The sequence below is a fragment of the Streptococcus sp. CF8_Ac1-9 genome (assembly GCF_024295565.1).
Lineage (GTDB): Bacteria > Bacillota > Bacilli > Lactobacillales > Streptococcaceae > Streptococcus > Streptococcus parasanguinis_X.
In genome coordinates, this window is sequence record NZ_JANCOY010000001.1 from 318,098 (window position 1) to 343,359 (window position 25,262).

Below are 25,262 nucleotides of genomic sequence, written 5' to 3' on the forward strand. Positions count from 1 at the left end.
ATGATAAAACTTATTGCGATTGTGGGGACTAACTCCAAACGTTCTACAAACCGTCAACTGCTTCAATACATGCAAAAACATTTTGCTGATAAGGCTGAGATCGAATTGGTCGAAATTAAAGATATCCCTGTCTTTAACAAACCAGCCGACAAACAAGTTCCTGAAGCTGTCTTAGATATTGTTGCAAAAATTGAAGAAGCTGATGGGGTCATTATTGGAACTCCAGAATACGACCACTCTATTCCAGCAGTCTTGATGAGTGCACTCGCTTGGCTCTCATACGGAGTCTTCCCATTGTTGAACAAACCGGTCATGATTACTGGGGCATCATACGGTACGTTGGGATCTTCACGCGCCCAACTCCAACTTCGCCAAATCTTAAATGCTCCTGAAATTAAAGCGAATGTCTTGCCAGATGAATTCTTGCTCTCTCATTCATTGCAATCCTTTGATCAAAATGGAGACTTGGTGGATTTAGATGTCATTCAAAAATTAGATGCCGTCTTCAATGATTTCCGTGTGTTTGTAAAAATCACAGACAAATTGCGCAACGCCCAAGAATTACTTCGCAAAGATGCTGAAGAATTTGACTGGGAAAACTTGTAAGATAGGAGACAGAAAAGAATGAAATTTGTTGGACTTGTAGGATCGAACTACGATCAATCATATAACCGTAAACTTTTGGAATTCATTCGCCGCCAATTTAAGATCAAATTTGAATTGGAAGTTCTTGAAATCGACGAAGTTCCAATGTTTAACCAAGATGAAAAATGGGACGAAAGTTTCCAATTACGTCTCTTATATAACAAAATCACTCGTGCAGATGGTGTTATCATTGCCACTCCAGAGCACAACCATACGATCTCTGCTGCTCTCAAGTCTGTTCTTGAATGGCTCTCTTTCGAGGTGCATCCATTTGAAAACAAACCGGTTATGATCGTCGGTGCTTCTTACTATGACCAAGGGACTTCACGTGCGCAAGTTCACCTCCGTAAGATCCTCGATGCTCCAGGTGTCAATGCTTACACTCTTCCAGGGAATGAATTCCTTCTAGGAAAAGCAAAAGAAGCTTTTGACGAAAACGGCAATATCATCAACGAGGGAACCGTCAAATTCCTTGAAACCTGCTTGGATAATTTTATGAAATACGTTGAGGTTGTATCGAAATTGAAAAAACCAAAACCAATTGAACCAGAAGACTTGGATTGTAATCATCCAATCGCTACAACTGTTACTGAAGTCGATCCTGACGATCCAGACTGGGTAGAAAAAGTAGCTGAAATCACCGGTGCCGTTTCTGGCGATACCTATGTCAAACTCGACCACGGTATCCTAACCGTTAACCAAATTGATATGTTCTTGAAGGCTATGCCATTTGAATTGACTTATGCCGATGATAACAACCAATTCCTCTACTACAACAATGCCCATCAAGATCCAGATACCATGTTTGCTAAACGCGTGCCACCTCAATCAGGAAGCCGGATGTCAACCGTTCACGGCTCCCTACCACCAGCACGTATGAAAAACGTGGAATGGGTGATTGGTACCCTTCGTAACGGTAACCAAGACTATGTTCGGACCATTGTTCCAGGATCTCCTGAAGGCGTGATTAACACTCACAACTACCAAGCTATGTACTATGAAGATGGTTCTTACGCTGGTATCAATGAGATTGTCTTCAACTTCAAACCATGGTTGGACTGGTACCTGCAAACAACAGGTCAACGTCTAGTTGGCGGAAGCGGTCCATTTGCTCCTGCTGGTGGACACGGTAGTGCAGATGCAACTTCTGGTGCTTCTGATGCTGGAGGACATGGTGACGGAGGGCACGGAGATGCCGATGCCACTTCTGGTGCAAGCAACTAAGAAACTAGAAAAAAATGAAGCTTCGTGCTTCATTTTTTTATTGTAACTCCTTGATGATCTTCTTAGCATCTTCGTTTGAAATAGCCCCTAATTGGACATGTCCAATTTTCCCATGACTGTCTATAAAAACTTCTGTAGGAATAGAGCGAACCTGATAATCCGCAAATGCAGAACCATCTGGATTGTACAAGACCGGTACTGACTTGTAATCTTGTTGATCAAACCATTTGACGAATTCTTCTTCTGTTTTTTCACCTTGGAGTCCTGGTGCCATAATGGTCAAAATTTCAAAGTCTCTATCCGTATCCTTGACCAATTTCTCTAATTCAGGCATACTTTGCCGGCAAGGGCCACACCAAGTTGCCCAAAATTTCAAATAAACTTTTTTGCCTCTATAGTCTGAAAGTTTGACCGTATTCCCCTTCATATCCTTTAGTTCAAAGTCACTGGCGTCTTTTCCTACCAAAGGATTCATATTCGTTGTTGTATTCATTGTTGGCTGATTGTCCATACTACTCTCACTGGATTGATTCATGGAACAAGCTGACAGCAAAGCTAAAGAGAGAACTGAGAAACAAGCGTATTTAATACCTTTCATCATGTGTTATACCTCCGGATTATTTTATGAAAAGATAGATGACAAACTGTTCAATTGTCCCAAAAGTAAGAGAATTCCCATCAGAATAATGATAGCTCCGCCGATTTTCTTCAGCAATAACAAATGGGGTTTGAGACGATTAAAGTAAGGTAGGACCAGACTAGATGCTAAGGCCAAGAGTAAAAACGGAAGGGCCATTCCCAATGTATAAACAAGGAGATAAATAGCTCCCATAAAAGCATCTTGTCCATCTGATGCTGCTAAAGCAAGAACTGATCCTAATACTGGACCAATACAAGGCGTCCAACCAAAACTAAAGCCAAGACCAAGGAGAAAAGCTGAAAACAATTCATTCTTCTGTTTGTTGGCTCCAAAATCTACTGATTTTTGCTTTTCAAGGAAATGAAAATGAAAGACTTCCATTTGATGAAGACCAAGGATAATGATGAGGGCTCCCATCAGATAACGGAACCAATTGGTGTACATGATCTTTCCAAGCAAGCCCGCTCCAAAACCAATGAGGAGGAAAATAACAGAAATACCTGCAATAAAACAAAGGGTTTTCAGCAAGCCATGCCAGCGAATTTTTTTCCCGAACAATTGGATAGCTTTTTCCTGATCACTTCCTAGTAAGATTCCAATATAAACCGGAAGCAAAGGAAAGACACAGGGAGAAAAGAAAGACAGAATACCCGCAAGAAAAACTGTCAATGAAAAAACGATTGGATTCATAGTTCACTCCGTATATTGATATGCTACATTCAGTATAACATTGACTGACAAAAAATAAAAATTTCTGCTACGTTTTTTTACTAAAGTTTGGATTTAGATACTAGTTTCAAAAGAAAAACTCTAAAGCACAAACCTTTAGAGTTTTTAATATAACTTATTCTTCTGCCGTTTGTTTATTTGGTAATACGAGCGATAAAAGAATCCCGATGACTACTGGCACTAACCATGGAAGAGATTGAGCCGCAAATGGAAGCAAAGCAATCCCCTTTTCTACTAGTGAAATTTTAAAGGTACTTGCCAGAACACTTGCAAGAGAGACCAAGCTGGCCAAGAAAATAGTCAGTTGCATTCCTGGTTTTGAAAGAGCCACAAATTTATTCACTATCACAATCAATACAATGGTAATGGTGATTGGGTAAAGAATCATCAAGACTGGCAATGAGAAAGCAATAATGGTATTCAAGCCAAGGTTGGCAATCGCAAAACCAATCAGAGTGAAGACACTTGCATAGACCTTGTAAGAAACCTTAGGGAAAGTGCTATGGAAGAATTCACTGGTAGAGACGATCAAACCAGCTGTTGTGGTAAAGCAAGTTACCGTCACCATTCCTGCTAGGAAAATCTGAGCAGTCGGACCAAAGATCGCTTTGGTCGCTTCTGATAATACATACACCCCTTTATTGGTATCAGATGCCATAACAGAAGCTGGAATTGGAAAATGATTTCCCAGATATCCTAAGCCAATATACAGCACACTAAAACCAAGGGCTACAACAATTCCAACCAACCAAATGGTCTTGATATATTCTTTCTTACTTGAAAATCCAAGTTGATTCAAGGTAGTCACTGCGATCACACTAAAGGCAACAGATGCCAAGGCATCCAAGGTATTGTACCCCTCTAAAAATCCTTGCCCAAAGGCAGAAGCCTGATAGGCTTTGGTGGCCACCATTGGAGCGTGTCCACTGTATTTCAGAGCCCCAAGAACGACCAAGATCAAAATGAGAATCGCAAAGATCGGGGTCAAAATACGACCGATCCGATCTAGAATCTTAGATGGATTCAAAGCAATCAGAAAGGCTAGCAAAAAGTAGACCAGGGTAAAAATGAAAAGTGCTAAACTGGCATTCATTCCACCTAATAAGGGGGCTATCCCCACTTCGAAAGATACCGTCGCCGTTCTTGGAATGGCAAAGAAAGGACCAATCGAAAGATAAAGCGCAACTAAGTATACAATCGCGAAAACAGGTGAAATCTTACGAGAAATCTCATCAATATATCCTTTGGGATTAAGTGTACCGATAATCAAGGTCACAATGGCAATTCCCACGCCTGAAAGGACAAACCCAGCAATAGCTGGCCAAAATTGATTACCCGATAAAGCACCAAGAGTCGGTGGGAAAATCAGGTTTCCAGCACCAAAAAAAATACCAAACAGTAATAAACCTGTCAGGGAACCTTTTCGTAACATACGATCTCCTTAAAAAAACGATAATCTTAACTTTATCAAATTCATTTGAAGAAAGCAACTTATTTGTATGAACAATCCGCTATTTTTATCAGTCATTATGGTACAATGGATGTAAGATTTTACGAGGGGCAAAACATGTATCTATATCTATTCTGGTTATTTCCAGCTCTTATCTTTTTATTGTTCTTTATGAGTGATCGCAGAAGGCTTTTCAATGCTTATCTCTTTTCGATAAACCTAGGACTTCTTCTACTGATTTCTGCATTTCTCCTAGTCGTTCGAACTGAGCTATGGTTTAATCAACAAATTGCAATTATTGTCTTTGTTGTGATTTCCATCTTCGTTTTTCTCAGCATTATTTTCTCATCTATCTTTCTCCTTTTTAACGGCCGTCAAATGATGGCTTTTGAAGGAAAAAGACTGGCCAACCTCCTCTCGCTTCTCTATGGGCTGTTTATTATCGGAGCTTTGGCACTTCATTTTCTACCCTATTTCCCAGGGAATGACATCCTCATTTATCTGACTGACCTTGCCCTGTTTTACATGACCTTTCTCTACCTCTCTTATGTATCCTATGGGACCTTTTGCAATCTCTTTCCGGTTCGCAAAGAGCCAGACGCCATCATCATCCTTGGCTCAGGTTTGATCGGAGACAAGGTTCCCCCACTCTTGGCCCAGCGTCTTGAGAAGGGAAAGGCCATTTATGAGCAGTTCAAGGAACGACCAAAGCTGATTGTTTCTGGTGGCCAAGGGTCAGATGAACTGATCGCTGAGGCGGAAGCTATGGCCAGATACTTAATGGAACATGGGGTTCCAGAGGACGCCATTCTCATCGAGAATCGCTCTCGTACTACTTTTGAAAACCTGACCTTTAGCAAGCGTCTCCTTGAAGAAGAGGGGCTTGGCAAGCGAGTCCTTGTAGTAACCAATTCATTTCACGCGCTCCGTGCAGGTGTCTTTATGAGACGATTGAAAATACCTGGTCGAAGTATCGGTTCAAGAACATCTTTTTACTATCTCCCATCCGCTTGGATTCGAGAAACCGTTGGCTTGGTTTCACTTTATTGGAAATGGCATGTTACCTTCCTAGCTTTTCTATTTCTGCCTTGGTTCTTTACACAAATCATGAAACTGATTGAGTTCTTCATTAAATATCTAAACTAAAAGAGGCTGGGCAAAAACTGTCCAGCCTTCTATGCTTGATAGAAGTAACTATATGACGCAGTGGTTGATTGGCATCTTTGTTCGCTTTTCAAGCTACAAAGATGACCTAATCAACTGTGCGGGGGTGGGAAGACGAACTCTTTTTAACTAATCAGAGTTCTTTCCCACTCCCTTTCTTGTCTAGTGATCACTAAAGCGCCGGTATTTAATGCGGAAATCGAAATAATTTTCTTCCTGCAGTTTACGGAAAATATCGCGATAAGCCTCTTCGTCAAAGTGATCACCCCGATAGAGAATTTCAAAGCTCAGTCCTTCGTATTCTAAAAAAGCATTAGCAGTTTTAAAACCATTACGCTTATAGAAATCCATCCGAGACTGACGTTGCTCTAGATTGTCACATTCTTCATCTAAACGTTCCACTTCAAGAATCATGGTTCTTTGGTAAAATTCTACCAATTTTTCAATGATTTCTTGACCATAACCGTGGCTACGTAGGTGGGGCATAATGGCAAAGAAGCTAACATAAAAAACTTTCTGATTATAGATAGAAAAAGCAAATCCTACAAATTCTTCTTCGTTATAAAAAGCAAAAAAATTAGCATCGTCATTGTCCGTATAACGCAGGTATTCCGACAAAGGAACTCGCTCTTCTTCTGGAAATGCCTCGATATTCAGCCTCTCGACCTTGTCCAGATCTGGGAACGTTTCCGTGATTAATTGGCTGGTTAAGCTCATAAAAGCCTCCTTTTCTGCCCTGATTATACCAAAAAATGTAAGGGCCTTCAACTATCGACGCTTGTCGCTAGTTCCTGAAGTTGGTATAATGACACTATGAAAAGGATTCAACGTGTGGACCTCATAGATGGTCCTATTTTACCCGCTCTATTGAGTTTTGCCTTTCCTATTCTTTTGTCCAATATCTTTCAACAACTCTACAATACCTCGGATGTTATGATTGTAGGGCGTTTTTTAGGTCAAAAATCATTGGCTGCCGTTGGAGCAACCTCTGCCATATTTGATTTGATCGTTGGATTTGCTGTCGGTGTTGGAAATGGGATGGGCATCATTATCGCGAGAAATTATGGAGCCAAAAACGAAGACCAATTACGAAAATCAGTCGCTGCAACTGCTATTATTGGTGGCATCCTCGGTCTCTTTGTGATCTTCATTGGTGCTGTCGGACTTTTTCCCCTGCTCCAATTTTTAGGGACCCCATCAGCCATTGTGTCTCAGTCTTATCTCTATATCGCTACCATTGTTAATGGTGTGGCTGTGACCTTTGCCTATAATCTTTGTGCCGGACTTCTTCGAGCGGTTGGCGATAGCCTAGCGGCACTCTATTTCTTGATTATCGCCGCTATTCTCAATATTCTTCTCGATCTTTATTTTATTACCCAACTCCATCTCGGAGTCCAATCCGCTGGAATTGCGACCATTATTGCCCAGGGTATTTCGGCCCTTCTTTGTCTTCTCTATATTCGTAAGAAGGTCCCTTTTCTGCTCCCGCATCGCAAGGATTTTGTTTGGGACAAGGAGCTTTATCAGGATCTGCTAAGTCAGGGCCTTGCCATGGGCCTCATGACTTCCATCGTTTCGATTGGAACGGTTATCCTCCAATCCGCTATTAATCAGCTTGGAACAACCATTATCAGTGCACAGGTCGCAGCCCGTCGTATCATGTCCTTTGCCGTTTTACCGATTACAGCTATCGCCTCAAGTATCACAACCTTTATCTCGCAGAATTTTGGCGCAGAGCAATTCCAGCGGATCAAAAAAGGCGTTACCATTGCCAACCTTCTTTCTTGGGTTTGGTCTGTCTTGGTTGCTGCTCTTCTATTCTTCACAAGTCCGTCTTTAACCAGCTTTATTTCCGGCTCTACAAATCCTGATCTCATTGCAAATGCTAGTCTTTATCTCCAGATCAGCTCTTGCTTTTATCCTATTTTGGCGAGTCTCATCATCCTGAGAAATGCCCTACAGGGAATGGGTAAAAAATTAACCCCACTCACATCCAGTTTTATTGAATTGTTTGGAAAAATTTTCTTCGTTCTGTGGATTATTCCTCACACCGGCTACATGGGGGTCATTCTCTGCGAACCCCTTATCTGGATTCCCATGACCCTACAGCTCATCATAATCTATCGAAAAATCAGGTACCAACTCCTTACTGAATAATGATTGATTAACAAGACCAAAACAACTTCTGCTCATTTGAACAGAAGTTGTTTTTAGATATCTAGCTATTAGAACAAACCGATGGCTGTTCCATCAGCAGCCACATCCATATTCAAAGCAGCTGGACGTTTTGGTAAACCAGGCATGGTCATGACATCCCCAGTCAAAGCGACAATAAAGCCTGCTCCCAATTTTGGAACCACTTCACGGATAGTGATTTCAAAGTTTTCAGGAGCTCCCAAGGCATTTGGATTATCAGAGAAGCTATATTGTGTTTTGGCCATACAGATTGGCAACTTATCCCAACCATTTTTCACGATTTGGGCAATTTGTGTCTTAGCTTTCTTCTCAAAGTTTACCCTGCTACCACGGTAAATCTCCGTCACAATTTTTTCAATTTTTTCTTCTACAGAAAGGTTGTTATCATACAAACGTGTGTAGTTAGCTGGACTTGTTTCAATGGTCTTAACTAGCGTTTCAGCAAGGTCAACTCCACCGTCAGCACCATTCGCCCATACGCTCGCAAGCTCTACTGGTACCTCAATTTCAGCACACAATTCTTTCAAAGCAGCAATTTCTGCTTCTGTATCGGTGATAAATTCATTGATAGCAACTACCGCAGGAATGCCAAACTTACGAATATTTTCAACGTGACGTTTTAAGTTGGCAAAACCAGCACGAACAGCCTCTACATTCTCTTCAGTTAGAGCATCCTTGGTAACTCCACCATTCATCTTAAGGGCACGAAGTGTCGCTACGATCACAACTGCATCTGGTGATGTAGGTAAGTTTGGAGTTTTAATATCGAGGAATTTTTCAGCACCAAGGTCAGCACCAAATCCTGCTTCTGTAATCGTATAGTCAGCTAAATGAAGAGCTGTCGTCGTTGCTAATACAGAGTTACATCCATGGGCAATATTGGCAAATGGACCACCGTGAACAAAGGCAGGAGTTCCATAGATGGTTTGAACCAAGTTTGGCTTAATAGCATCTTTGAGAATCAAGGCAAGAGCCCCTTCCACTTCCAAATCACGGACATAAACTGGACTACGATCATAACGGTAACCAATAACGATGTTGGCCAAACGACGTTTCAAATCTTCAATATCTGTCGCCAAGCAAAGGATGGCCATGATCTCAGAAGCAACGGTAATATCAAAACCGTCTTCACGCGGAATCCCATTTAAAGGACCGCCAAGACCGACAGAAACATGACGAAGAGCGCGGTCATTCAAGTCCACTACCCGTTTCCAGATAATCCGACGTTGGTCAATACCTAGCTCATTTCCTTGGTGCAAATGATTATCAATTAATGCTGAGAGAGCGTTATTAGCCGTTGTGATCGCATGCATATCCCCTGTGAAATGAAGGTTGATGTCTTCCATCGGTAGAACTTGGGCATAACCACCACCAGCAGCACCACCTTTAATCCCCATAACTGGACCCAAAGAAGGTTCGCGAATGGCAATCATGGTTTTTTTACCGATTTTATTCAAAGCATCTGCTAGACCAATGGTGATGGTTGATTTCCCTTCTCCAGCTGGAGTTGGGTTGATCGCAGTGACTAAGATAAGTTTTCCTACTGGATTTTTCTCAACTTCACGAATCTTATCAAAGCTCAATTTCGCCTTGTATTTTCCATACAATTCAAGATCATCGTCTACCAAACCAATTTTCTTCACAACGTCCACAATCGGTTGGAGTTCAATGCTTTGAGCAATTTCGATATCTGTTTTCATAAGGGACTCCTTTATATTTGATAGATCTATTATACCTAAAATTCGCGAAAATAACATGGTTTTTCCACCTTTTGAATCGAACGTTCGTTTTTTATCTAAATTTTATGGCTATACATAGTTAATCCTAATAGCTTCAGAACTTTACTTACGTATCTTTTTTGTGTAAAATAAGCATATGCATATTTTAATTACATCAGGTGGGACGAGCGAAGCCATTGATAGTGTTCGTTCGATCACCAATCATTCCACCGGGAGCCTAGGGAAAATCCTTGCAGAAATGGCTCTTGCAAAGGGACATCAGGTGACCTTGATCACAACGCCTACCGCGCTTAAACCCGATCCTCACCCACAGCTTCGACTTCTATTGATCCAAAATGTCGAAGAACTTCTCGCACAAATGAAAACGGAAGTCCCTCAACATCAGGTTTTGATTCACGCTATGGCTGTTTCAGACTACACACCTGTTTACATGACAGGCCTTGATGAAGTTGAGAAAGCTCAAGACCTTCATAGCTTTATCCATCGCGAAAATCAGGAAGCTAAAATCTCTTCCAAAGAAGAATACCAAGTACTCTTTCTAAAGAAAAATCCGAAGATTATCTCGCTCGTCAAAGAATGGAACCCTGCTATTCAACTGATCGGCTTTAAGCTATTAGTCGACGTTTCTTCTGAAGAGTTGATCCAGGTAGCACGTGAAAGCCTGGTTAAAAATCACGCCAACATGATCGTTGCTAATGACCTGACCAAAATTCAGAATGGTCAGCATCAAGCCTATCTAGTGACAGACAATCAGGTCCTAGAAGCTTCTACGAAAACAGAAATCGCAGAGGCTATCCTAAATCATTTACAATAAAAAGGTACATATGACACAAATTACTTTAGCTGTTACCGGTAGTATTTCCGCCTATAAAGCGGCTGATATTACCAGCCAACTAACCAAATTGGGGTTTGAAGTGAAGGTCCTCATGACTCCTGCAGCCAGAAAATTTATCACCCCTTTAACCTTGCAAGTTCTTTCAAAAAATCAAGTAGACCTTGATGTAATGATCGAAGACGATCCACAGAGGATCGAGCACATCGACATTGGAAAAGAAACAGACCTCTTTCTTGTAGCACCAGCCAGTGCTAATACCATTGCTAAACTGGCAATGGGGCTTGCAGATAATATGGTGACAAGCACAGCTCTAGCTTTGCCTCAGACCACTAAAAAATTACTAGCCCCTGCTATGAATACAAAAATGCTAGAACATCCTGCTACCCAACGAAATCTAAAACTCTTACAAGACTACGGTTACCAGATTATTCAACCTCGTAAAGCTCTACTGGCTTGTGGGGACAAAGGTTCTGGAGCTCTAGCGTCTGTAGAAACTATTGTAGAAACTGTTAAGGAGAATTGTTTATGAGAAAATCATCTTCTATTTCACGAATTGCCATCTTTTTTGCGGTTATGATCACTATTCACTTTGTGACATCCTTCATTTTGCAATTTGTTCCATCAGGCATTCAACCAACCTTGGTTCATATCCCTGTCGTGATCGCCTCTATCATATACGGTCCACGGATTGGAGCTATCTTAGGACTCCTCATGGGACTCTTTAGTCTCACTATGAATACCTTGGTTTTAACACCAGCCAGCTATCTCTTTAGTCCCTTTGTCCCTCACGGAAATCTCTACTCCCTTATCATTGCCATAGTCCCTCGGATTCTCATCGGGGTAACCCCTTACTTCGTCTATCGCTGGATTCGCAATCGTACAGGACTTGTGATCGCTGGAATTGTCGGCTCTATGACCAATACTATTTTCGTTCTAAGTGGGATTTACTTCTTCTTTGGTAACAGTTTTGGAGGGGGGATTCAACATTTCCTAGCCTTGATTGTCTCTACTAACTCACTCATCGAAGTCATTGCGACAGTACTCATTACCAGTGCAGTCGTTCCATCTCTTGAAAAATTAAAATAACCTTTCAAGCCAAGACTAATTTATCTTGGCTTTTTTTGATGGTGAATTAACCCTATTTTTTTGAAAAGATTTACAATTATCGCTAGAATTTTCTGAAAAAATTTGCTATAATGTAAGCGATTAAATTATAAGCAAAAAGGAGACGCTTGCATGACCTATCAAGAAAACTACCAAAAATGGCTCGACTTTGCTGAATTACCAGCTTACCTTCGTGATGAGTTGGTCGCAATGGATGAAAAAACAAAAGAAGATGCCTTCTATACCAACCTAGAATTCGGTACAGCTGGTATGCGTGGATTAATCGGTGCTGGTACTAACCGTATTAATATCTATGTTGTTCGCCAAGCAACTGAAGGGTTGGCCCAATTGATCGACTCAAAAGGTGAGGAAGCGAAGAAACGCGGCGTTGCGATCGCCTACGACAGCCGTCACTTCTCTCCAGAGTTTGCTTTTGAATCTGCTCAAGTTTTAGCTGCACACGGAATCAAATCTTATGTATTTGAAAGCCTACGTCCAACACCGGAATTGTCATTTGCTGTTCGTCATCTTCACACATTTGCTGGGATCATGGTAACCGCTAGCCACAACCCTGCTCCATTTAACGGATACAAGGTATACGGTGAAGACGGTGGACAAATGCCTCCAGCAGATGCTGATGCATTGACAGATTACATCCGTGCTATCGAAAATCCTTTCACTGTACAATTAGCTGACCTTGAAGAAAGCAAAGCTAACTGCTTGATTGAAGTTATCGGTGAAAACGTCGACGCTGAATACTTGAAAGAAGTGAAAGGCGTTAACATCAACCAAGACTTGATCAATGAATATGGTCGTGACATGAAGATTGTCTACACTCCACTTCATGGTACTGGTGAAATGTTGGCTCGTCGTGCTCTTGCCCAAGCTGGATTTGAAGCTGTTCAAGTTGTTGAAGCTCAAGCTGTTCCAGATGCTGACTTCTCAACTGTTAAATCTCCAAACCCTGAAAACCAAGCTGCCTTTGCTCTTGCTGAAGAACTTGGTCGCAAAGTAGACGCTGATGTATTGGTTGCAACTGACCCAGATGCTGACCGCCTTGGTGTTGAAATCCGCCAACCAGACGGTTCTTACCTCAACCTTTCTGGTAACCAAATCGGAGCGATCATTGCTAAATACATTCTTGAAGCTCACAAAACAGCTGGTACACTTCCTGCCAATGCTGCCCTCTGTAAATCCATCGTATCAACTGAGTTGGTGACTAAGATTGCAGAAAGCTACGGCGCAACGATGTTTAACGTCTTGACTGGTTTCAAATTTATCGGTGAAAAAATTCATGAATTTGAAACACAACATAACCACACTTACATGCTTGGTTTCGAAGAAAGCTTCGGTTACCTGATCAAACCATTCGTACGTGACAAAGACGCTATCCAAGCCGTTCTTATCGTTGCTGAAATCGCAGCTTACTACCGCTCACGTGGTATGACTTTGGCAGATGGTATCGAAGAAATCTACAAACAATACGGTTACTTCGCAGAAAAAACCATCTCTGTTACCCTTTCAGGTGTGGACGGGGCTGCTGAAATCAAGAAAATCATGGATAAATTCCGTGGTAATGCTCCTAAACAATTTAACAATACAGACATTGCTAAGACAGAAGACTTCTTGGAACAAACAGCTACTACTGCTGACGGCGTTGAAAAATTGACAACTCCTCCAAGCAACGTTCTTAAATACATCTTGGCTGATGATTCATGGTTTGCCGTTCGTCCTTCAGGTACAGAACCAAAAATCAAATTCTACATCGCTACAGTTGGTGAATCTGAAGCAGATGCTAAAGAAAAAATTGCGAAGATCGAAGCAGAAATCAATGCTTTTGTAGGCTAAAACACGAGGCTGGGACAAAAGTCCTAGCCTCTCAATTATTTTTGGATTGTCGAGCAAGACGCAGTGGTTGAGTGGGCTCTATCTAGTACGCTGATTTTATCAGCTTTTACAGCCCTACTCAACTGTGCGGAGGTGGGACGACGAAATCGAATTCTAACGAATTACCGATTTCTCTCCCACTCTCTCTTTCTTTCGTAGCAAATACCAGCGATTTTATAGAAAATATGGCATACTAGACATAGAAGAAAGCGAGGTAATCTCATGGAACAATTTTTAGAAGATATTAAAGATCTTGAAGTGACAACTGTCACGCGTGCGCAAGAAGCGATCGATCAAAAAGAAACAGCGACCTTCTTTATCGGACGCAAGACTTGTCCTTACTGCCGGAAGTTCGCTGCTAAGTTAGCAACTGTCGTAGCTGAAACAAAAGCTCATATCTACTTCATCAATAGTGAAGAACCAAGTCAGCTAGATGCGTTACAAGCCTTCCGCTCAACCTACGGTATCCCAACTGTCCCAGGATTTTTACATATCGAAGCCGGTGAAGTCAGTGTTCGTTGCGACTCATCTATGTCTGAAGAAGAAATCAAAGCATTCGCTCATCTATAAAAAAATTAGCTAGAGAATAATCTCTAGCTATTTTTCATTTTCCGAAAAAGTCGTCCAAATCTTCTGCTGGGGTTTAGCAAAAGGATAATTCGAAAATTCTTCTGGTGTTAACCAAACAGTCGATTCACTTGCTGGCTGTTCTCCTTCTTTTACTAGTCCGTAACGAAGTTGAACCTGCCATTTGCGATGCGAAAAGACATGCTGAACGATAGGATACGATCTGTTTTGCCAATCAATGGCCAAGTCATAGTCCTGTTCAAAGGAAAGAATTTCTGGGTTGACTTCTGCATGACCCTGCCCATCCAGTAGAGATAATTGGCCTAGGTTTTCAGACAGGCTATCCACTTCGATCAAAGGGAAATGCCAAAAACCTGATAAAAGCCCTTCTCGCTCATTTTTCTCCAGCAAGTAGCGCCCTTGACTATCCTTGATAATAAAGGCTGTGAGATAGACAGGTACCGGTTTCTTCTTAGGACCCTTAATGGGATAACGATCCATGGTTCCATGTTGATAAGCCGCGCTAAATTCCTTAACAGGACTCTCTTCCGGCCGTGGATTGACTGGCGATTCAATATCGGACCCCAAATCCATCAAAGCCTGATTGAAATCACCCGGACGGGCCGGATCGATCAAGATTTCCATCATGGCTTGAAAAATCTTGCGATTAGTTGGAACTCCGATATCGTAATCCACCTCAAACAAGCGGGCTAGAACACGCATGACATTGCCATCCACTGCTGGCTCTGGCAAGCCAAAAGCAATACTAGCAATGGCACCAGCTGTATAAGGCCCAATTCCCTTCAGTTTAGATATTTCCTCATAACTTGATGGAAACACTCCTCCGTGATTTTCCATGATCTGCTGGGCGGCTTTCTGCATATTGCGGACACGTGAGTAATAGCCCAAGCCTTCCCAAGCTTTTAAGAGTTTTTCTTCAGGAGCTTGAGCCAAATCTGCAACCGTCGGAAACCAGTCTAAAAAACGCTCATAATAAGGAATCACTGTATCGACTCGTGTTTGCTGGAGCATAATCTCTGAGATCCAAATTTTATAAGGATCCTGGGTCCTTCTCCAGGGGAGATCCCGTTTATGGGCATCATACCAAGCAAATAACTTTTCTCGGAAGGAAGCAATTTTTTCCTCCTCCCACATGGTAATCCCGTAATCTTTTACATCTAACATATTCCTAGTATACCACAGAATGAGTTAGAGTTTAGAAATTCTGATTTTATAATGAAAAAGAGGCTGGGACAAAAGTCCTAGCCTCTCAATTGTTTTTGGATTGTCGAGCAAGACGCAGTGGTTGAGTGGGCTCTACTACGCTGATTTCATCAGCTTTTACGGCCCTACTCAACTGTGCGGAGGTGGGACGACGAAATCGAATTCTAACGAATTACCGATTTCTGTCCCACTCTCTAAATGCATTTCTTATTGTTCCACAGCTTGAGCTGCTGTAATCAAGGTTAATTTGTAAACGTCATCTGCATTACATCCACGAGAGAGGTCGTTGACTGGTTTATTCAATCCTTGCAAGACAGGACCTACTGCTGCAAAGCCACCAAGACGTTCAGCCATCTTGTATCCAATGTTACCTGCTTCAATACCAGGGAAGATAAAGACATTAGCTTGACCTGCCACCTTGCTTCCTGGAGCCTTCAAGGCTGCAGTTGCAGGGACAAAAGCTGCGTCAAATTGCAATTCCCCGTCAATTTCAAGGTCTGGACGAAGTTCATGGGCAAGCTTAGTCGCTTCGACAACCTTATCAACACTTTCACCGAAACCAGATCCTTTTGTTGAATAGCTCAACATAGCAATTTTTGGATCAATACCAAACATCTTGGATGTGATAGCTGAATTGATAGCAATTTCGGCTAATCCTTCAGCATCTGGATTGATGTTGATGGCACAGTCCCCAAACAAGTAACGTTCAGATCCACGAACCATAAGGAAAGCTCCTGAAGTCCGTTTTACATTTGGACGAGTTTTGATAATTTGCAAGGCCGGACGAACAGTTGCGGCTGTTGAGTGAATCGCACCAGATACCATCCCATCAACAATTCCCATGTGAACCAACATGACACCAAAATAGTTAACGTCGTCTTTCAAGACTTGACGCGCCTCTTCTTCAGTCATTTTGCCCTTACGACGTTCTACCAAGGAAGCTACCATTTCTTCAAAACCTGGATAAGAATGAGGATCGATGACTTCATATCCATCCAAAACCCCTTCGATTTCAAGATAAATCCGAATTTTATCCGGATTACCAAGCAAGACAGGGGTTACTTCTGTCTCCTTCACAATGCGTTTTGTCGCTTGGAGGATACGAGGTTCTTCACCTTCTGGTAATACAATACGAGCATTCTTACCAACGAGGTTGGCTTTGAGATTTTCGAAAACTTCCATGAGTTTTACTCCTTTTAATAATTAATAACTAGTTTGAAGCTGTGTTAATACAGCTTGGAAATCTGGAGGCAGTGGACTTTCTATGACCAATTCTTCCTCTAGAAATGGATGATAATAGGATAGACGATGACAATGAAGGGCTTGGCGCTCAATGCCGTCTTCTAAACTTCCGCCATAGAGATCATCTCCCAAGAGCGGAAAACCAATATGGGAAAAATGAACGCGGATCTGATGGGTTCGACCTGTGTGTAACTGAATATCCACTAGGTGAATATTACCAAAAGATTGAACAACCTGATAGCTAGTATGGGCATACTTGCCGCCTTTAGCTACCTTTCGGGTGATAATTGAATCTTCATCACGCGCAATCGGAGCAATAATCTCTCCGACAGGATCAAGCTTCCCAGAACCCTTAACCAAGGCATAATAGCGTTTCTGAATCGTTTTAGACTGCAATTGCTTATCCAAGCGGGCATGGGCATAACCATGTTTTGCAAAGAGCATAACGCCACTAGTATCCTTGTCCAAACGAGTAACAATGTGGACCTGCTGATTCTCGTATCCCTGCTTCACATAATAGCCTTTTACAAAATTTGCTAAGGTATTAGAATGAATCGCACTTGGAATCGAGGCAATGCCAAAGGGTTTGTTTAAGACCAAAAAATGATCATCTTCAAACAAAATATCCAAAGGCCGATCCATGGGTTTTAGGGTTTCGAACCCTTCTTCTGCTGGAATGTCAATGACCAAGCGATCCCCAATATCCAGCAAATAAATCGCATTCTCCGGACGTCCATTGACAAGGATTTGGCCACCACGAAACTTAATCTTGGCTAAAAGGCCTTTAGAAACCTCGTGTTTTTTCAGAAAAGTTTTGACCTTGACATGCTCATCGACAATGAATTCAAATCTCATTCTCTATCATCTCCGATAAAGGCATCCTTGACCCGATTCCAGAAACTGGTATGACTGGAGCTTGCCACGAAATTAATCTTATGGTTGTCGATCTGGTATTCTACCTTTGCAATATTGCGGTAAGAATAGGTTGAATTGTCGACAGAGATAATGTGGAAGCCAGGACGCGTCGGTGTAATCTCGATCTTATCCTTTTTAGGGACAATAACAGAAGAACCCAAGGTACGATAAACACGGTTGTTGAGACTGGCAATTTCCGCAATCTGCAGCGCCTCAATAGTAGGATGAAGAACTGCACCTCCCAAGGATTTGTTGTAGGCCGTACTTCCTGTCGGAGTCGAAACGGTAATCCCATCTCCTCTAAAGCGCTCAAAATCAACCCCATTGATGGTGAGATCGGCAACCATGGTCCGGTCGCTTCTCTTAATTGTCGCTTCGTTCAACGCTCTCATGGTACGGGTTTCCCCATTGTCAAAAGTAATCTTGACATTCAAAATAGGGTAAGAAACCTTAGCGCCTGTATCATATTTTAAATTCTCAATTAGCTTATCGATTTCACTGTCTAAGTAATCTGTATAAAATCCTAAGTGTCCGGTATGGACGCCAACAAAGCGAACCCGATCCAACTGGTGTTCATACTTGTGAAAAGCCGATAGCAACATCCCATCACCACCAATGGATATTACAATATCCGGATGCTTCTCCGTTAAAATAAAATTATTTTTCCGAAGCTTGTAGCGCAATTGCTGAAAAACCTCTTCGCTTTGACGCTTGCGATTGCGAATAATGGATACTTTTTTACCTGTAGTCTTCATCTGTGTCATCACTATTTCCAACGCCATCATTTAACTTACGATGAAGTGGATCAAACAGGGCTTGAGCTTCCTGAATCGCATCCCGAATTGCCCCCATCTCTTCATCCAAGAGATAGGCCAGGTTTGCTGTCGTCTCTAAGCGTTTTTTGATCTCGTCTGGAAAGTCTCCTTTATATTTATAATTAAGCGAGTGTTCAATGGTTGCCCAAAAATTCATGGACAAGGTCCGAATTTGAATCTCTGCTAAGATCGTTTCATTTCCATCAATGGTATCGACCGGATACTCGACCACGACGTGGTAACTCCGGTAGCCACTTGATTTCTTGTGGCGAATGTAATCTCGCTCTTGGACCACGCGCATATCCTGCCGTTGTCTCAAAACTTCTAGGATCTCTTCGACGTCATCTACGAACTGGACCATGATGCGAAGGCCTGCAATATCTTGCATATCCTGTGCCAGATTTTCTTCAGAAATATTTCTTCGAACCATCTTTTCACGGATGCTCTCAATCGGCTTAACACGACCTGTCACAAACTCGATTGGAGAATGCTTTTGTTGCTTACGATATTGCTTACGAATCCCACGCAGTTTGATTTTTAATTCCCCAACTGCTTGGATATAAGGATCTAAGAAGTTTTCCCAATCAATTGCCATCCTACCACCTTGTAATCTGAACCATTTTTGTATACAATAAACACATCTCTTATTATATCATGAATCGCTTTCGAAAAAAAGCAAAGGACCACAAAATGAACCATTTAGAAATTGAATACAAAACCTTGCTAGATAAGGAGGAATACCAATCCCTCCTTCCACTTTTTACTGATACAGAATTGGTTGTCCAAACCAATCACTATATCGATACACCCGACCAGCTCATCCGCAAGGAAAAAATGGCCTTACGGGTGCGTACCTTCACAGATCAGGCTGAATTGACCCTCAAAGTTCCTGAAACAGTTGGCCATTTCGAGTACAATCAAGCACTCAGCCCAGAAGAAACCAAGGAGATTCTTCAACAACAACAGTTTCCTGATGGAGAAATCAAAAACCTCTTGGAGTCAAAAGGAATCCCAGTTGAACAACTTGCTGTCTGGGGAAGCCTGACAACAGAACGATTCGAAAAAGAAACAGCTGCAGGCTTGGTGGCACTAGACCACAGTCTCTATCTAGACACTGAAGATTATGAGTTGGAAATTGAGGTGGAAACTGCTGAACAGGAAGAAAATTTTCATCAGTTCATTTCAGACCATGGAATCGTCTACAAAGCAGCAAAAAATAAAATCGCTAGATTAGCGGAAAGATTGTAAAAAAGCTGAAATTATCGCAAATTTTTGCTAAAATAGTGCTAAGATCAAAAATCTAAATGAGGTTGGAATCACATGTCAGATAAAAAAAATATGAAGCTCTTCTCTCTCAATTCAAACCCAGAGATTGCGCAAAAAATCGCGGATCATGCTGGGGTTCCACTTGGGAAAATTTCATCCCGTCAATTCTCAGATGGTGAAATCCAAGTCAATATTGAGGAAAGTGTTCGTGGATATGATATTTATATCATTCAATCAACCAGTTTCCCTGTCAACAATCACTTGATGGAACTCTTAATTATGGTAGATGCTTGCCAACGGGCCAGCGCAAATACTGTCAATGTGGTCATGCCTTACTTCGGTTATGCTCGCCAAGACCGGACAGCTGCTCCTCGCGAACCAATCACTGCTAAGCTCGTCGCAAACATGTTGGTCAAAGCTGGGGTGGATCGCGTCGTCACACTGGATCTCCATGCAGTGCAAGTTCAAGGTTTCTTCGATATTGCCGTGGATAACCTCTTTACCATTCCACTCTTTGCAGAACACTACATTAACAAAGGTCTCACAGGTCCTGATGTCGTCGTCGTCAGTCCTAAAAATTCAGGTGTCAAACGAGCTCGTAGTTTAGCAGAATATCTTGATGCACCGATTGCCATCATTGATTACGAGCAAGATGATGCGAACCGTGATTATGGCTATATTATCGGGGATGTCAAAGATAAGAAAGCGATCTTGATTGACGATATTCTCAATACTGGTAAGACATTCTCAGAAGCTGCGAAAATCGTCGAACGCGAAGGTGCTACTGAAATTTATGCTGTATCAAGCCATGGTTTATTTGTAAAAGGAGCTGTTGAATTATTAGACCAAGCTCCGATCAAAGAAATCTTGGTAACCGATTCTGTTGCTCCAAATGGACCAACACCAAAAAATATTAACTATCTGACAGCTAGCGAACTGATCGCTGAAGCTATTGTTCGCATTCAAGAAAGAAAACCTGTTAGTCCTCTATTTGCCTACCACAAGAAATAAGGTCTTAATGTGATATATTTTGATAATGCCGCAACAACTCCCCTTCTACCTGAAGTCATTGATAAAATGTCTGAAACTATGAAGACCACTTTTGGAAATCCATCGAGCCTTCATGCTCATGGACGGATGGCTAGTAAACTCCTTCGAGAGTCTCGCGAGCAGATTGCTCAGTCCCTCCATACTCTTCCAAATCGGATTTTTTTCACCTCAGGTGGATCAGAAAGTAATAATACCGTTATAAAAGGCTACTGCTTGAAACACCAAGCAGATGGCAAACACATCATTACTACCGCTTTGGAACACCATGCGGTTCTAGAACCCATCGAATATCTTGTAGAACGTTTCGGATTTGAAGTTACGATCGTTCAACCAAGAGATGGACGCATTCAGGCTAGTGATATCAAGGCTGCACTTAGACCGGATACCATTCTTGTCTCTACTATGTTTGCCAATAACGAGACAGGCGATCTTCTACCGATTAAAGAAATCGGAGAACTCTTAAAAGTTCATCCAGCTGCCTTTCACGTTGATGCTGTACAAGCAATTGGAAAGGTCCCTGTCTATCCCGAAGAGTTGGGAATTGATTTTCTCAGTGCTTCTGCCCACAAATTCCATGGACCAAAGGGCGTCGGCTTCCTTTATGCGGCCGCCCCAGATTTTGATAATCTCTTACATGGTGGGGATCAGGAAAGTAAGATGAGAGCCAGCACGGAAAATCTCATTTCTATTGTCGGGATGGCAACCGCGCTTCAGCAAGCTACACTTCATCAAGAAGAAAATTTCAACCAGGTTCAAAAACTCGGCCAAGAGCTAGTCAATGGTTTAGCAGCCTACGACTACTACGTAAATGCGAATGACGACCATCTTCCATTTGTTTGGAACCTTGGCTTTCCGGGTGTCCAAAATGACGTTTTACTGATGCGACTCGATCTTGCTGGAATTTCTGTCTCTACAGGTTCTGCTTGTACCGCTGGTACAGTTCAACCCAGCCATGTCCTTGAGGCGCTCTATGGAAAAGATAGCTCACGCCTAAAAGAATCCCTTCGAATTAGTTTTTCAGAACTCAATACCGTAGAGGAGGTTCAAGACTTCCTCTCAAAACTTAAAGAAATTATATCATAGGAGAACAATATGGCTTTTGAAACAAGTGTTTCATTGAAAGACTGCAAATATACCTATAGTCTACACCCAAATGTAAAAAAATATACCTTACGTGACAATACATTTGCTGTTACAAAAGTTGGAAATTACGAGTTAAATCGTTTGCTCGAAGCCGTTCCAAATAGCGGCGAAGGCTTCCTACTTAAAATCATTTTCAATAAAGATTTGACAGGTTTTAAGATCAATATTACAGACAAGTCTGGGCTTCGCCTGGTTAATATCTTTAAAAATCCAGAAAATGACATTATCCAACAAAAATTCTATTTCTTAATGGATAGTCTTGTCGAAAGAGAAATTTTCAACAAAACAGAGGCCTAATATGGTAACCCTAACTTATATTGACGCTTATCAAGTAGAACGAACGACTACTTATCCTGACCTTGCAGCCTGCATCCTAGATTTTTCAGGCTGTGTAACCCTGCCTGACTCTTACTCAATCGTATCCATTGAATACAAAGGTGAAAAGCTCCCCTATACAGGGCGAGTCGATGGACTCTATGCTTTTTTGAAAAAGATAGAACAAGCTGAAAACTAAGCTGATGCTGATGGAACTCTCCATCGCCATCAGCTTTTTCTTTAGACAAAAATATTTTTTAAAAATCGCTCTACATAGTTGATTTTTTCACAATCTTCCTATACAATAAGAGGGAAAGGTTGTGATATTGTGAAACATGATAAAAATACTCCAATTCCACGCGCAACAGCAAAACGCTTATCGCTCTACTACCGCATTTTTAAACGCTTTAACTCTGAAAAAATAGAGCGCGCCAATTCCAAGCAAATTGCTGATGCAATTGGGATTGACTCTGCTACCGTTCGCCGAGATTTTTCTTATTTTGGTGAATTAGGAAGACGGGGATTTGGTTATGACGTAAAAAAACTGATGAACTTCTTTGCCGATCTTTTAAATGACAATGCCATTACCAATGTCGCTATTGTGGGGATCGGAAATATGGGAAGTGCGCTTCTCAACTATCGCTTCCATGAACGCAATAAGATGAAAATTGTCATGGCGTTTGATCTAGACAATCATGAGCTGATCAATACCAAAAGTAAGGATGGGATCCCCATTTATGGGATTTCCACCATCAAAGAAAAGCTCAAACAAGAAGGCATTCAAACAGCCATCCTTACTGTTCCTAGCGTCAAAGCTCAAGAAGTTGCTAGTCTTTTGGTAGACGCTGGTGTCAAGGGAATTCTCAGCTTCTCACCAGTACATCTGACAGTCCCTAAAGATGTCGTCGTCCAATATGTCGACCTCACCAGTGAATTACAGACACTTCTTTATTTCATGCGTAAAAATGAAGAATAAAGACTTATACATTAACAAGAAAAGAGGCTGGGACAAAAGTCCTAGCCTCTCAATTATTTTTTAGATTGTCGAGCAAGACGCAGTGATTGAGTGGGCTCTACTACGCTGATTTTAACAGCTTTTACAGCCCTACTCAACTGTGCGGAGGTGGGACGACGAAATCGAATTCTAACGAATTACCGATTTCTGTCCCACTCTCTTTTTTATGCCAAATAATCGGTTTCTTCACGGTAACTATAATAGTTTTCTTCAGATACAATCAAGTGATCCAATAGAGTTAAGCCCATCACTTCACAGGCTTCTAAAACTCGATGCGTTACTTCATCATCATTTTTACTGGGGAATACGGCACCAGATGGATGATTGTGCGCCAAGATGATAGAGGTTGCCATGTGTTTTAGTGCATAATGCAGGATTTCACGTGGCTCCGCAATACTTCGATTCACGGTTCCAATAAAAATGGTCTGTTGATGAATAATTTCATTCTGTGTATTCAAATAGAGGGCAACCAGGTGCTCCTGTTTCTTATGGCCGATTTCCTGTTGAATTTTATGGGCCAATTTCTGGCTGCTCATGATTTGTTCAGAACTCATTAATTCATCTTTATGAATCCTTCGTCCAAACTCAATCACAGCCTGAAGTTCGATGGCCTTCACCCGGCCAATACCTGAGATTTCCTGTAGCTCCTCTAGGGTTAATTGACTTAACTCCTTTAAACTATTAACCGAACTCAAAAGACCTTGTGCAATCTCATAAACGCTTTTTTTCTTATTGCCTGTCCGTAAGAGAATGGATAGCAATTCTTGATGACTCAGCTTATCTACCCCTTCAGAAACCAAACGTTCTCTAGGAAGCAAAGATGGTTCAATAAATGATATGTCGTACATAATTTCCTCCTCACTTATTAATTCGTAATAAATGAAGAAAACGACAACCTTTCATTATTTACAGGCGATTTCTTGTTTCAAGTCATCTAACACTAAGACTTCATCTTTATTAAAGCGGATCTGGTAACCTGTTTGAACTTGTTCAAGCTCTTTTAAAAACTGTTGAATTTCACAGCGAATCAAGTACTCCTGGCTCTGAGGAATGGCCTCTAAAGCTTGGTAGACCTGCTCTACTTCGTAGATTCCTTTCGTAATTAAACCATTTCGTGGAAAATCGTTTACTAAGAGATTATAGAAATGATGCAAGAGATGATAAATTCGCTCTTTCGTCACTATTCTACCTCCTTATCATACTCTTTCCCCTTTATTATATACTGATTTTCCCTTAATATTATGACAAGTTCCTTACATTATATTACCAATCTCTTACAATTTTACAAGAATTTCTCCCAGCCTCTCCTACATAGAAAAGGCCCAGACATTTCTGTCTCGGGCTTTATTTTCTTAAAGTTGCATTTGATTATAAGACTTGCTGAATGAATCCAGGATGTCTTTTGGAGCCTTGTCATAGTCAACAGAGGTTTCCAAATTTCCTTTTACAATCGTACGGTAAGTCGCTGCAGCATCCTCACAGGTCACTAAAGTGATCTCATTAACGCCTTCACGATCTTGAATGACATCTACACGATCTGGAGTCACTGTCTCAACTGACGAGATGACATAAGTATAGATTTTTTCTTTGTCCGTGATGTAGATCTTCATTCCCGCCTTGGCTTTCTCTAATGGTGAGAATAACATGGCATTTGCTCCAGTTAGGCCAAATACATGGTGGCTAGCAAGAGAATAATTGCCTTGCCCCATGACTTGGTTTTCCTTCATGGTCCCTGCTCCGTAGTAGAGGGCTACATTTTCAAGCCCCTTAAAGATCGGAAGGTTCATGTTTAATTCAGGAATCGAAATCCCCCCAATTACTGGTAGCTTTTGAGCTTGCCATTGGGCATTGATGACGGCTTCCGTCGAGAGTGACTGGACATGTTGGAAATCAAAGCTCGTCTTCACTTCTTTATTCTTATCAATGGTTTTTTTATCGACCTTGCTAACCTGGTATTGGTTGGTATGCCAAACCATAATCATGTTTCGGATCGGAGCATTGAAAATCAAGAGAAGCGAGAGAATAATCAAAAGTGTTGCAACGATATTGATAAGAGTATTGCGTAAACTCTTTTTCTTTTTTCTTTTGCGTGACATG

Annotated in this window: 28 protein-coding genes; 15 read left to right on the forward strand and 13 right to left on the reverse strand. The window is 41.6% G+C overall.

Annotation, left to right across the window (positions count from 1 at the left end):
- Window positions 1-606, forward strand: a complete 606-nt coding sequence (locus tag NML76_RS01535) for an NADPH-dependent FMN reductase (RefSeq protein ID WP_254732515.1) — start codon at window positions 1-3, stop codon at window positions 604-606.
- Between the two features lie 18 nt (window positions 607-624).
- Window positions 625-1,869: an NAD(P)H-dependent oxidoreductase gene (locus tag NML76_RS01540; protein WP_049507732.1), complete on the forward strand. Its 1,245-nt coding sequence runs from the start codon at window positions 625-627 to the stop codon at window positions 1,867-1,869.
- Between the two features lie 37 nt (window positions 1,870-1,906).
- Here NML76_RS01540 and NML76_RS01545 read toward each other — a convergent pair whose 3' ends face one another.
- The 3 genes from NML76_RS01545 to brnQ form a co-directional block, all read right to left on the reverse strand.
- Window positions 1,907-2,470 carry a TlpA disulfide reductase family protein gene (locus NML76_RS01545; RefSeq protein WP_302851172.1) on the reverse strand — a complete coding sequence of 188 codons (564 nt, stop codon included), beginning with the start codon at window positions 2,468-2,470 and terminating at the stop codon, window positions 1,907-1,909.
- A 21-nt stretch (window positions 2,471-2,491) separates the two neighbouring features.
- Window positions 2,492-3,199, reverse strand: a complete 708-nt coding sequence (gene ccdA2, locus NML76_RS01550; protein ID WP_118228196.1) for a thiol-disulfide oxidoreductase-associated membrane protein CcdA2 — start codon at window positions 3,197-3,199, stop codon at window positions 2,492-2,494.
- A 154-nt stretch (window positions 3,200-3,353) separates the two neighbouring features.
- Window positions 3,354-4,670, reverse strand: coding sequence for a branched-chain amino acid transport system II carrier protein (gene brnQ / locus NML76_RS01555; RefSeq protein WP_118228197.1), 1,317 nt, complete (start codon window positions 4,668-4,670; stop codon window positions 3,354-3,356).
- A 135-nt stretch (window positions 4,671-4,805) separates the two neighbouring features.
- Between brnQ and NML76_RS01560 the strand changes: the two genes are divergently transcribed.
- Window positions 4,806-5,834: a YdcF family protein gene (locus NML76_RS01560; RefSeq protein ID WP_118228198.1), complete on the forward strand. Its 1,029-nt coding sequence runs from the start codon at window positions 4,806-4,808 to the stop codon at window positions 5,832-5,834.
- Between the two features lie 180 nt (window positions 5,835-6,014).
- Here the strand turns inward: NML76_RS01560 and NML76_RS01565 are convergent, their stop codons facing one another.
- Window positions 6,015-6,569, reverse strand: coding sequence for a GNAT family N-acetyltransferase (locus NML76_RS01565; RefSeq protein ID WP_003011957.1), 555 nt, complete (start codon window positions 6,567-6,569; stop codon window positions 6,015-6,017).
- Between the two features lie 96 nt (window positions 6,570-6,665).
- Here NML76_RS01565 and NML76_RS01570 point away from each other — a divergent pair, with 96 nt between their 5' ends.
- A complete protein-coding gene (locus tag NML76_RS01570) occupies window positions 6,666-8,009 on the forward strand; it encodes an MATE family efflux transporter (RefSeq protein WP_254732516.1) in 1,344 nt (447 codons plus the stop codon).
- A 68-nt stretch (window positions 8,010-8,077) separates the two neighbouring features.
- On the opposite strand, the gene NML76_RS01575 is transcribed toward NML76_RS01570, so the two are convergent.
- On the reverse strand, window positions 8,078-9,748 hold the full coding sequence (locus NML76_RS01575; RefSeq protein WP_254732517.1) for a formate--tetrahydrofolate ligase: 1,671 nt from the start codon (window positions 9,746-9,748) through the stop codon (window positions 8,078-8,080).
- A 175-nt stretch (window positions 9,749-9,923) separates the two neighbouring features.
- Between NML76_RS01575 and NML76_RS01580 the strand changes: the two genes are divergently transcribed.
- The 5 genes from NML76_RS01580 (at window position 9,924) to NML76_RS01600 (ending at window position 14,183) form a co-directional block, all read left to right on the forward strand.
- Window positions 9,924-10,601 (forward strand): phosphopantothenate--cysteine ligase, encoded by a 678-nt coding sequence (locus NML76_RS01580; protein WP_254732518.1) that lies wholly within the window; start codon window positions 9,924-9,926, stop codon window positions 10,599-10,601.
- Window positions 10,602-10,611: 10 nt separating this feature from the next.
- The gene (gene coaC, locus NML76_RS01585; protein WP_254732519.1) at window positions 10,612-11,151 is read left to right on the forward strand and encodes a phosphopantothenoylcysteine decarboxylase; all 540 of its coding nucleotides are present in this window, start codon (window positions 10,612-10,614) and stop codon (window positions 11,149-11,151) included.
- On the forward strand, window positions 11,148-11,708 hold the full coding sequence (locus NML76_RS01590) for an ECF transporter S component (RefSeq protein WP_254732520.1): 561 nt from the start codon (window positions 11,148-11,150) through the stop codon (window positions 11,706-11,708). The genes coaC and NML76_RS01590 overlap by 4 nt, the downstream gene beginning before the upstream one ends.
- A 150-nt stretch (window positions 11,709-11,858) precedes the next feature.
- Window positions 11,859-13,574, forward strand: a complete 1,716-nt coding sequence (locus NML76_RS01595) for a phospho-sugar mutase (RefSeq protein ID WP_254732521.1) — start codon at window positions 11,859-11,861, stop codon at window positions 13,572-13,574.
- A 261-nt stretch (window positions 13,575-13,835) separates the two neighbouring features.
- Complete coding sequence (locus NML76_RS01600) at window positions 13,836-14,183, forward strand: thioredoxin (protein ID WP_247923262.1); 348 nt, start codon at window positions 13,836-13,838, stop codon at window positions 14,181-14,183.
- A 27-nt stretch (window positions 14,184-14,210) separates the two neighbouring features.
- Here NML76_RS01600 and mutY read toward each other — a convergent pair whose 3' ends face one another.
- From mutY to NML76_RS01625, 5 genes are all read right to left on the reverse strand, one after another.
- Window positions 14,211-15,365 (reverse strand): A/G-specific adenine glycosylase, encoded by a 1,155-nt coding sequence (mutY, locus tag NML76_RS01605; RefSeq protein ID WP_254732522.1) that lies wholly within the window; start codon window positions 15,363-15,365, stop codon window positions 14,211-14,213.
- Window positions 15,366-15,611: 246 nt separating this feature from the next.
- Window positions 15,612-16,586 carry a phosphate acetyltransferase gene (pta, locus tag NML76_RS01610; RefSeq protein ID WP_254732523.1) on the reverse strand — a complete coding sequence of 325 codons (975 nt, stop codon included), beginning with the start codon at window positions 16,584-16,586 and terminating at the stop codon, window positions 15,612-15,614.
- 21 nt (window positions 16,587-16,607) lie between these two features.
- A complete protein-coding gene (locus tag NML76_RS01615) occupies window positions 16,608-17,501 on the reverse strand; it encodes an RluA family pseudouridine synthase (protein WP_254732524.1) in 894 nt (297 codons plus the stop codon).
- Complete coding sequence (locus tag NML76_RS01620; RefSeq protein WP_302851176.1) at window positions 17,498-18,316, reverse strand: NAD kinase; 819 nt, start codon at window positions 18,314-18,316, stop codon at window positions 17,498-17,500. The genes NML76_RS01615 and NML76_RS01620 overlap by 4 nt, the downstream gene beginning before the upstream one ends.
- Window positions 18,300-18,971, reverse strand: a complete 672-nt coding sequence (locus NML76_RS01625) for a GTP pyrophosphokinase family protein (RefSeq protein WP_003011877.1) — start codon at window positions 18,969-18,971, stop codon at window positions 18,300-18,302. Before NML76_RS01625 ends, NML76_RS01620 begins: the two co-directional genes overlap by 17 nt.
- A gap of 95 nt (window positions 18,972-19,066) precedes the next feature.
- Here NML76_RS01625 and NML76_RS01630 point away from each other — a divergent pair, with 95 nt between their 5' ends.
- The 6 genes from NML76_RS01630 (at window position 19,067) to NML76_RS01655 (ending at window position 23,126) form a co-directional block, all read left to right on the forward strand.
- Window positions 19,067-19,624 carry a CYTH domain-containing protein gene (locus NML76_RS01630; protein WP_254732527.1) on the forward strand — a complete coding sequence of 186 codons (558 nt, stop codon included), beginning with the start codon at window positions 19,067-19,069 and terminating at the stop codon, window positions 19,622-19,624.
- Between the two features lie 72 nt (window positions 19,625-19,696).
- The gene (locus tag NML76_RS01635; RefSeq protein ID WP_003007186.1) at window positions 19,697-20,653 is read left to right on the forward strand and encodes a ribose-phosphate diphosphokinase; all 957 of its coding nucleotides are present in this window, start codon (window positions 19,697-19,699) and stop codon (window positions 20,651-20,653) included.
- 9 nt (window positions 20,654-20,662) lie between these two features.
- Complete coding sequence (locus tag NML76_RS01640) at window positions 20,663-21,775, forward strand: cysteine desulfurase family protein (protein ID WP_254732528.1); 1,113 nt, start codon at window positions 20,663-20,665, stop codon at window positions 21,773-21,775.
- 9 nt (window positions 21,776-21,784) lie between these two features.
- Complete coding sequence (locus tag NML76_RS01645; RefSeq protein WP_009730974.1) at window positions 21,785-22,132, forward strand: DUF1831 domain-containing protein; 348 nt, start codon at window positions 21,785-21,787, stop codon at window positions 22,130-22,132.
- 1 nt (window position 22,133) lies between these two features.
- Complete coding sequence (locus tag NML76_RS01650; RefSeq protein ID WP_254732529.1) at window positions 22,134-22,349, forward strand: DUF4649 family protein; 216 nt, start codon at window positions 22,134-22,136, stop codon at window positions 22,347-22,349.
- A gap of 129 nt (window positions 22,350-22,478) precedes the next feature.
- Entirely contained in the window at window positions 22,479-23,126 is a 648-nt protein-coding gene (locus NML76_RS01655; protein WP_195529748.1) for a redox-sensing transcriptional repressor Rex, read from the forward strand.
- A gap of 203 nt (window positions 23,127-23,329) precedes the next feature.
- Here the strand turns inward: NML76_RS01655 and radC are convergent, their stop codons facing one another.
- The 3 genes from radC to NML76_RS01670 form a co-directional block, all read right to left on the reverse strand.
- On the reverse strand, window positions 23,330-24,013 hold the full coding sequence (gene radC, locus NML76_RS01660; RefSeq protein ID WP_031577011.1) for a DNA repair protein RadC: 684 nt from the start codon (window positions 24,011-24,013) through the stop codon (window positions 23,330-23,332).
- A 54-nt stretch (window positions 24,014-24,067) separates the two neighbouring features.
- On the reverse strand, window positions 24,068-24,346 hold the full coding sequence (locus NML76_RS01665; RefSeq protein WP_003003299.1) for a hypothetical protein: 279 nt from the start codon (window positions 24,344-24,346) through the stop codon (window positions 24,068-24,070).
- A gap of 171 nt (window positions 24,347-24,517) precedes the next feature.
- Complete coding sequence (locus tag NML76_RS01670; protein ID WP_014713268.1) at window positions 24,518-25,261, reverse strand: class A sortase; 744 nt, start codon at window positions 25,259-25,261, stop codon at window positions 24,518-24,520.
- Between the last annotated feature and the right edge of the window lies 1 nt (window position 25,262).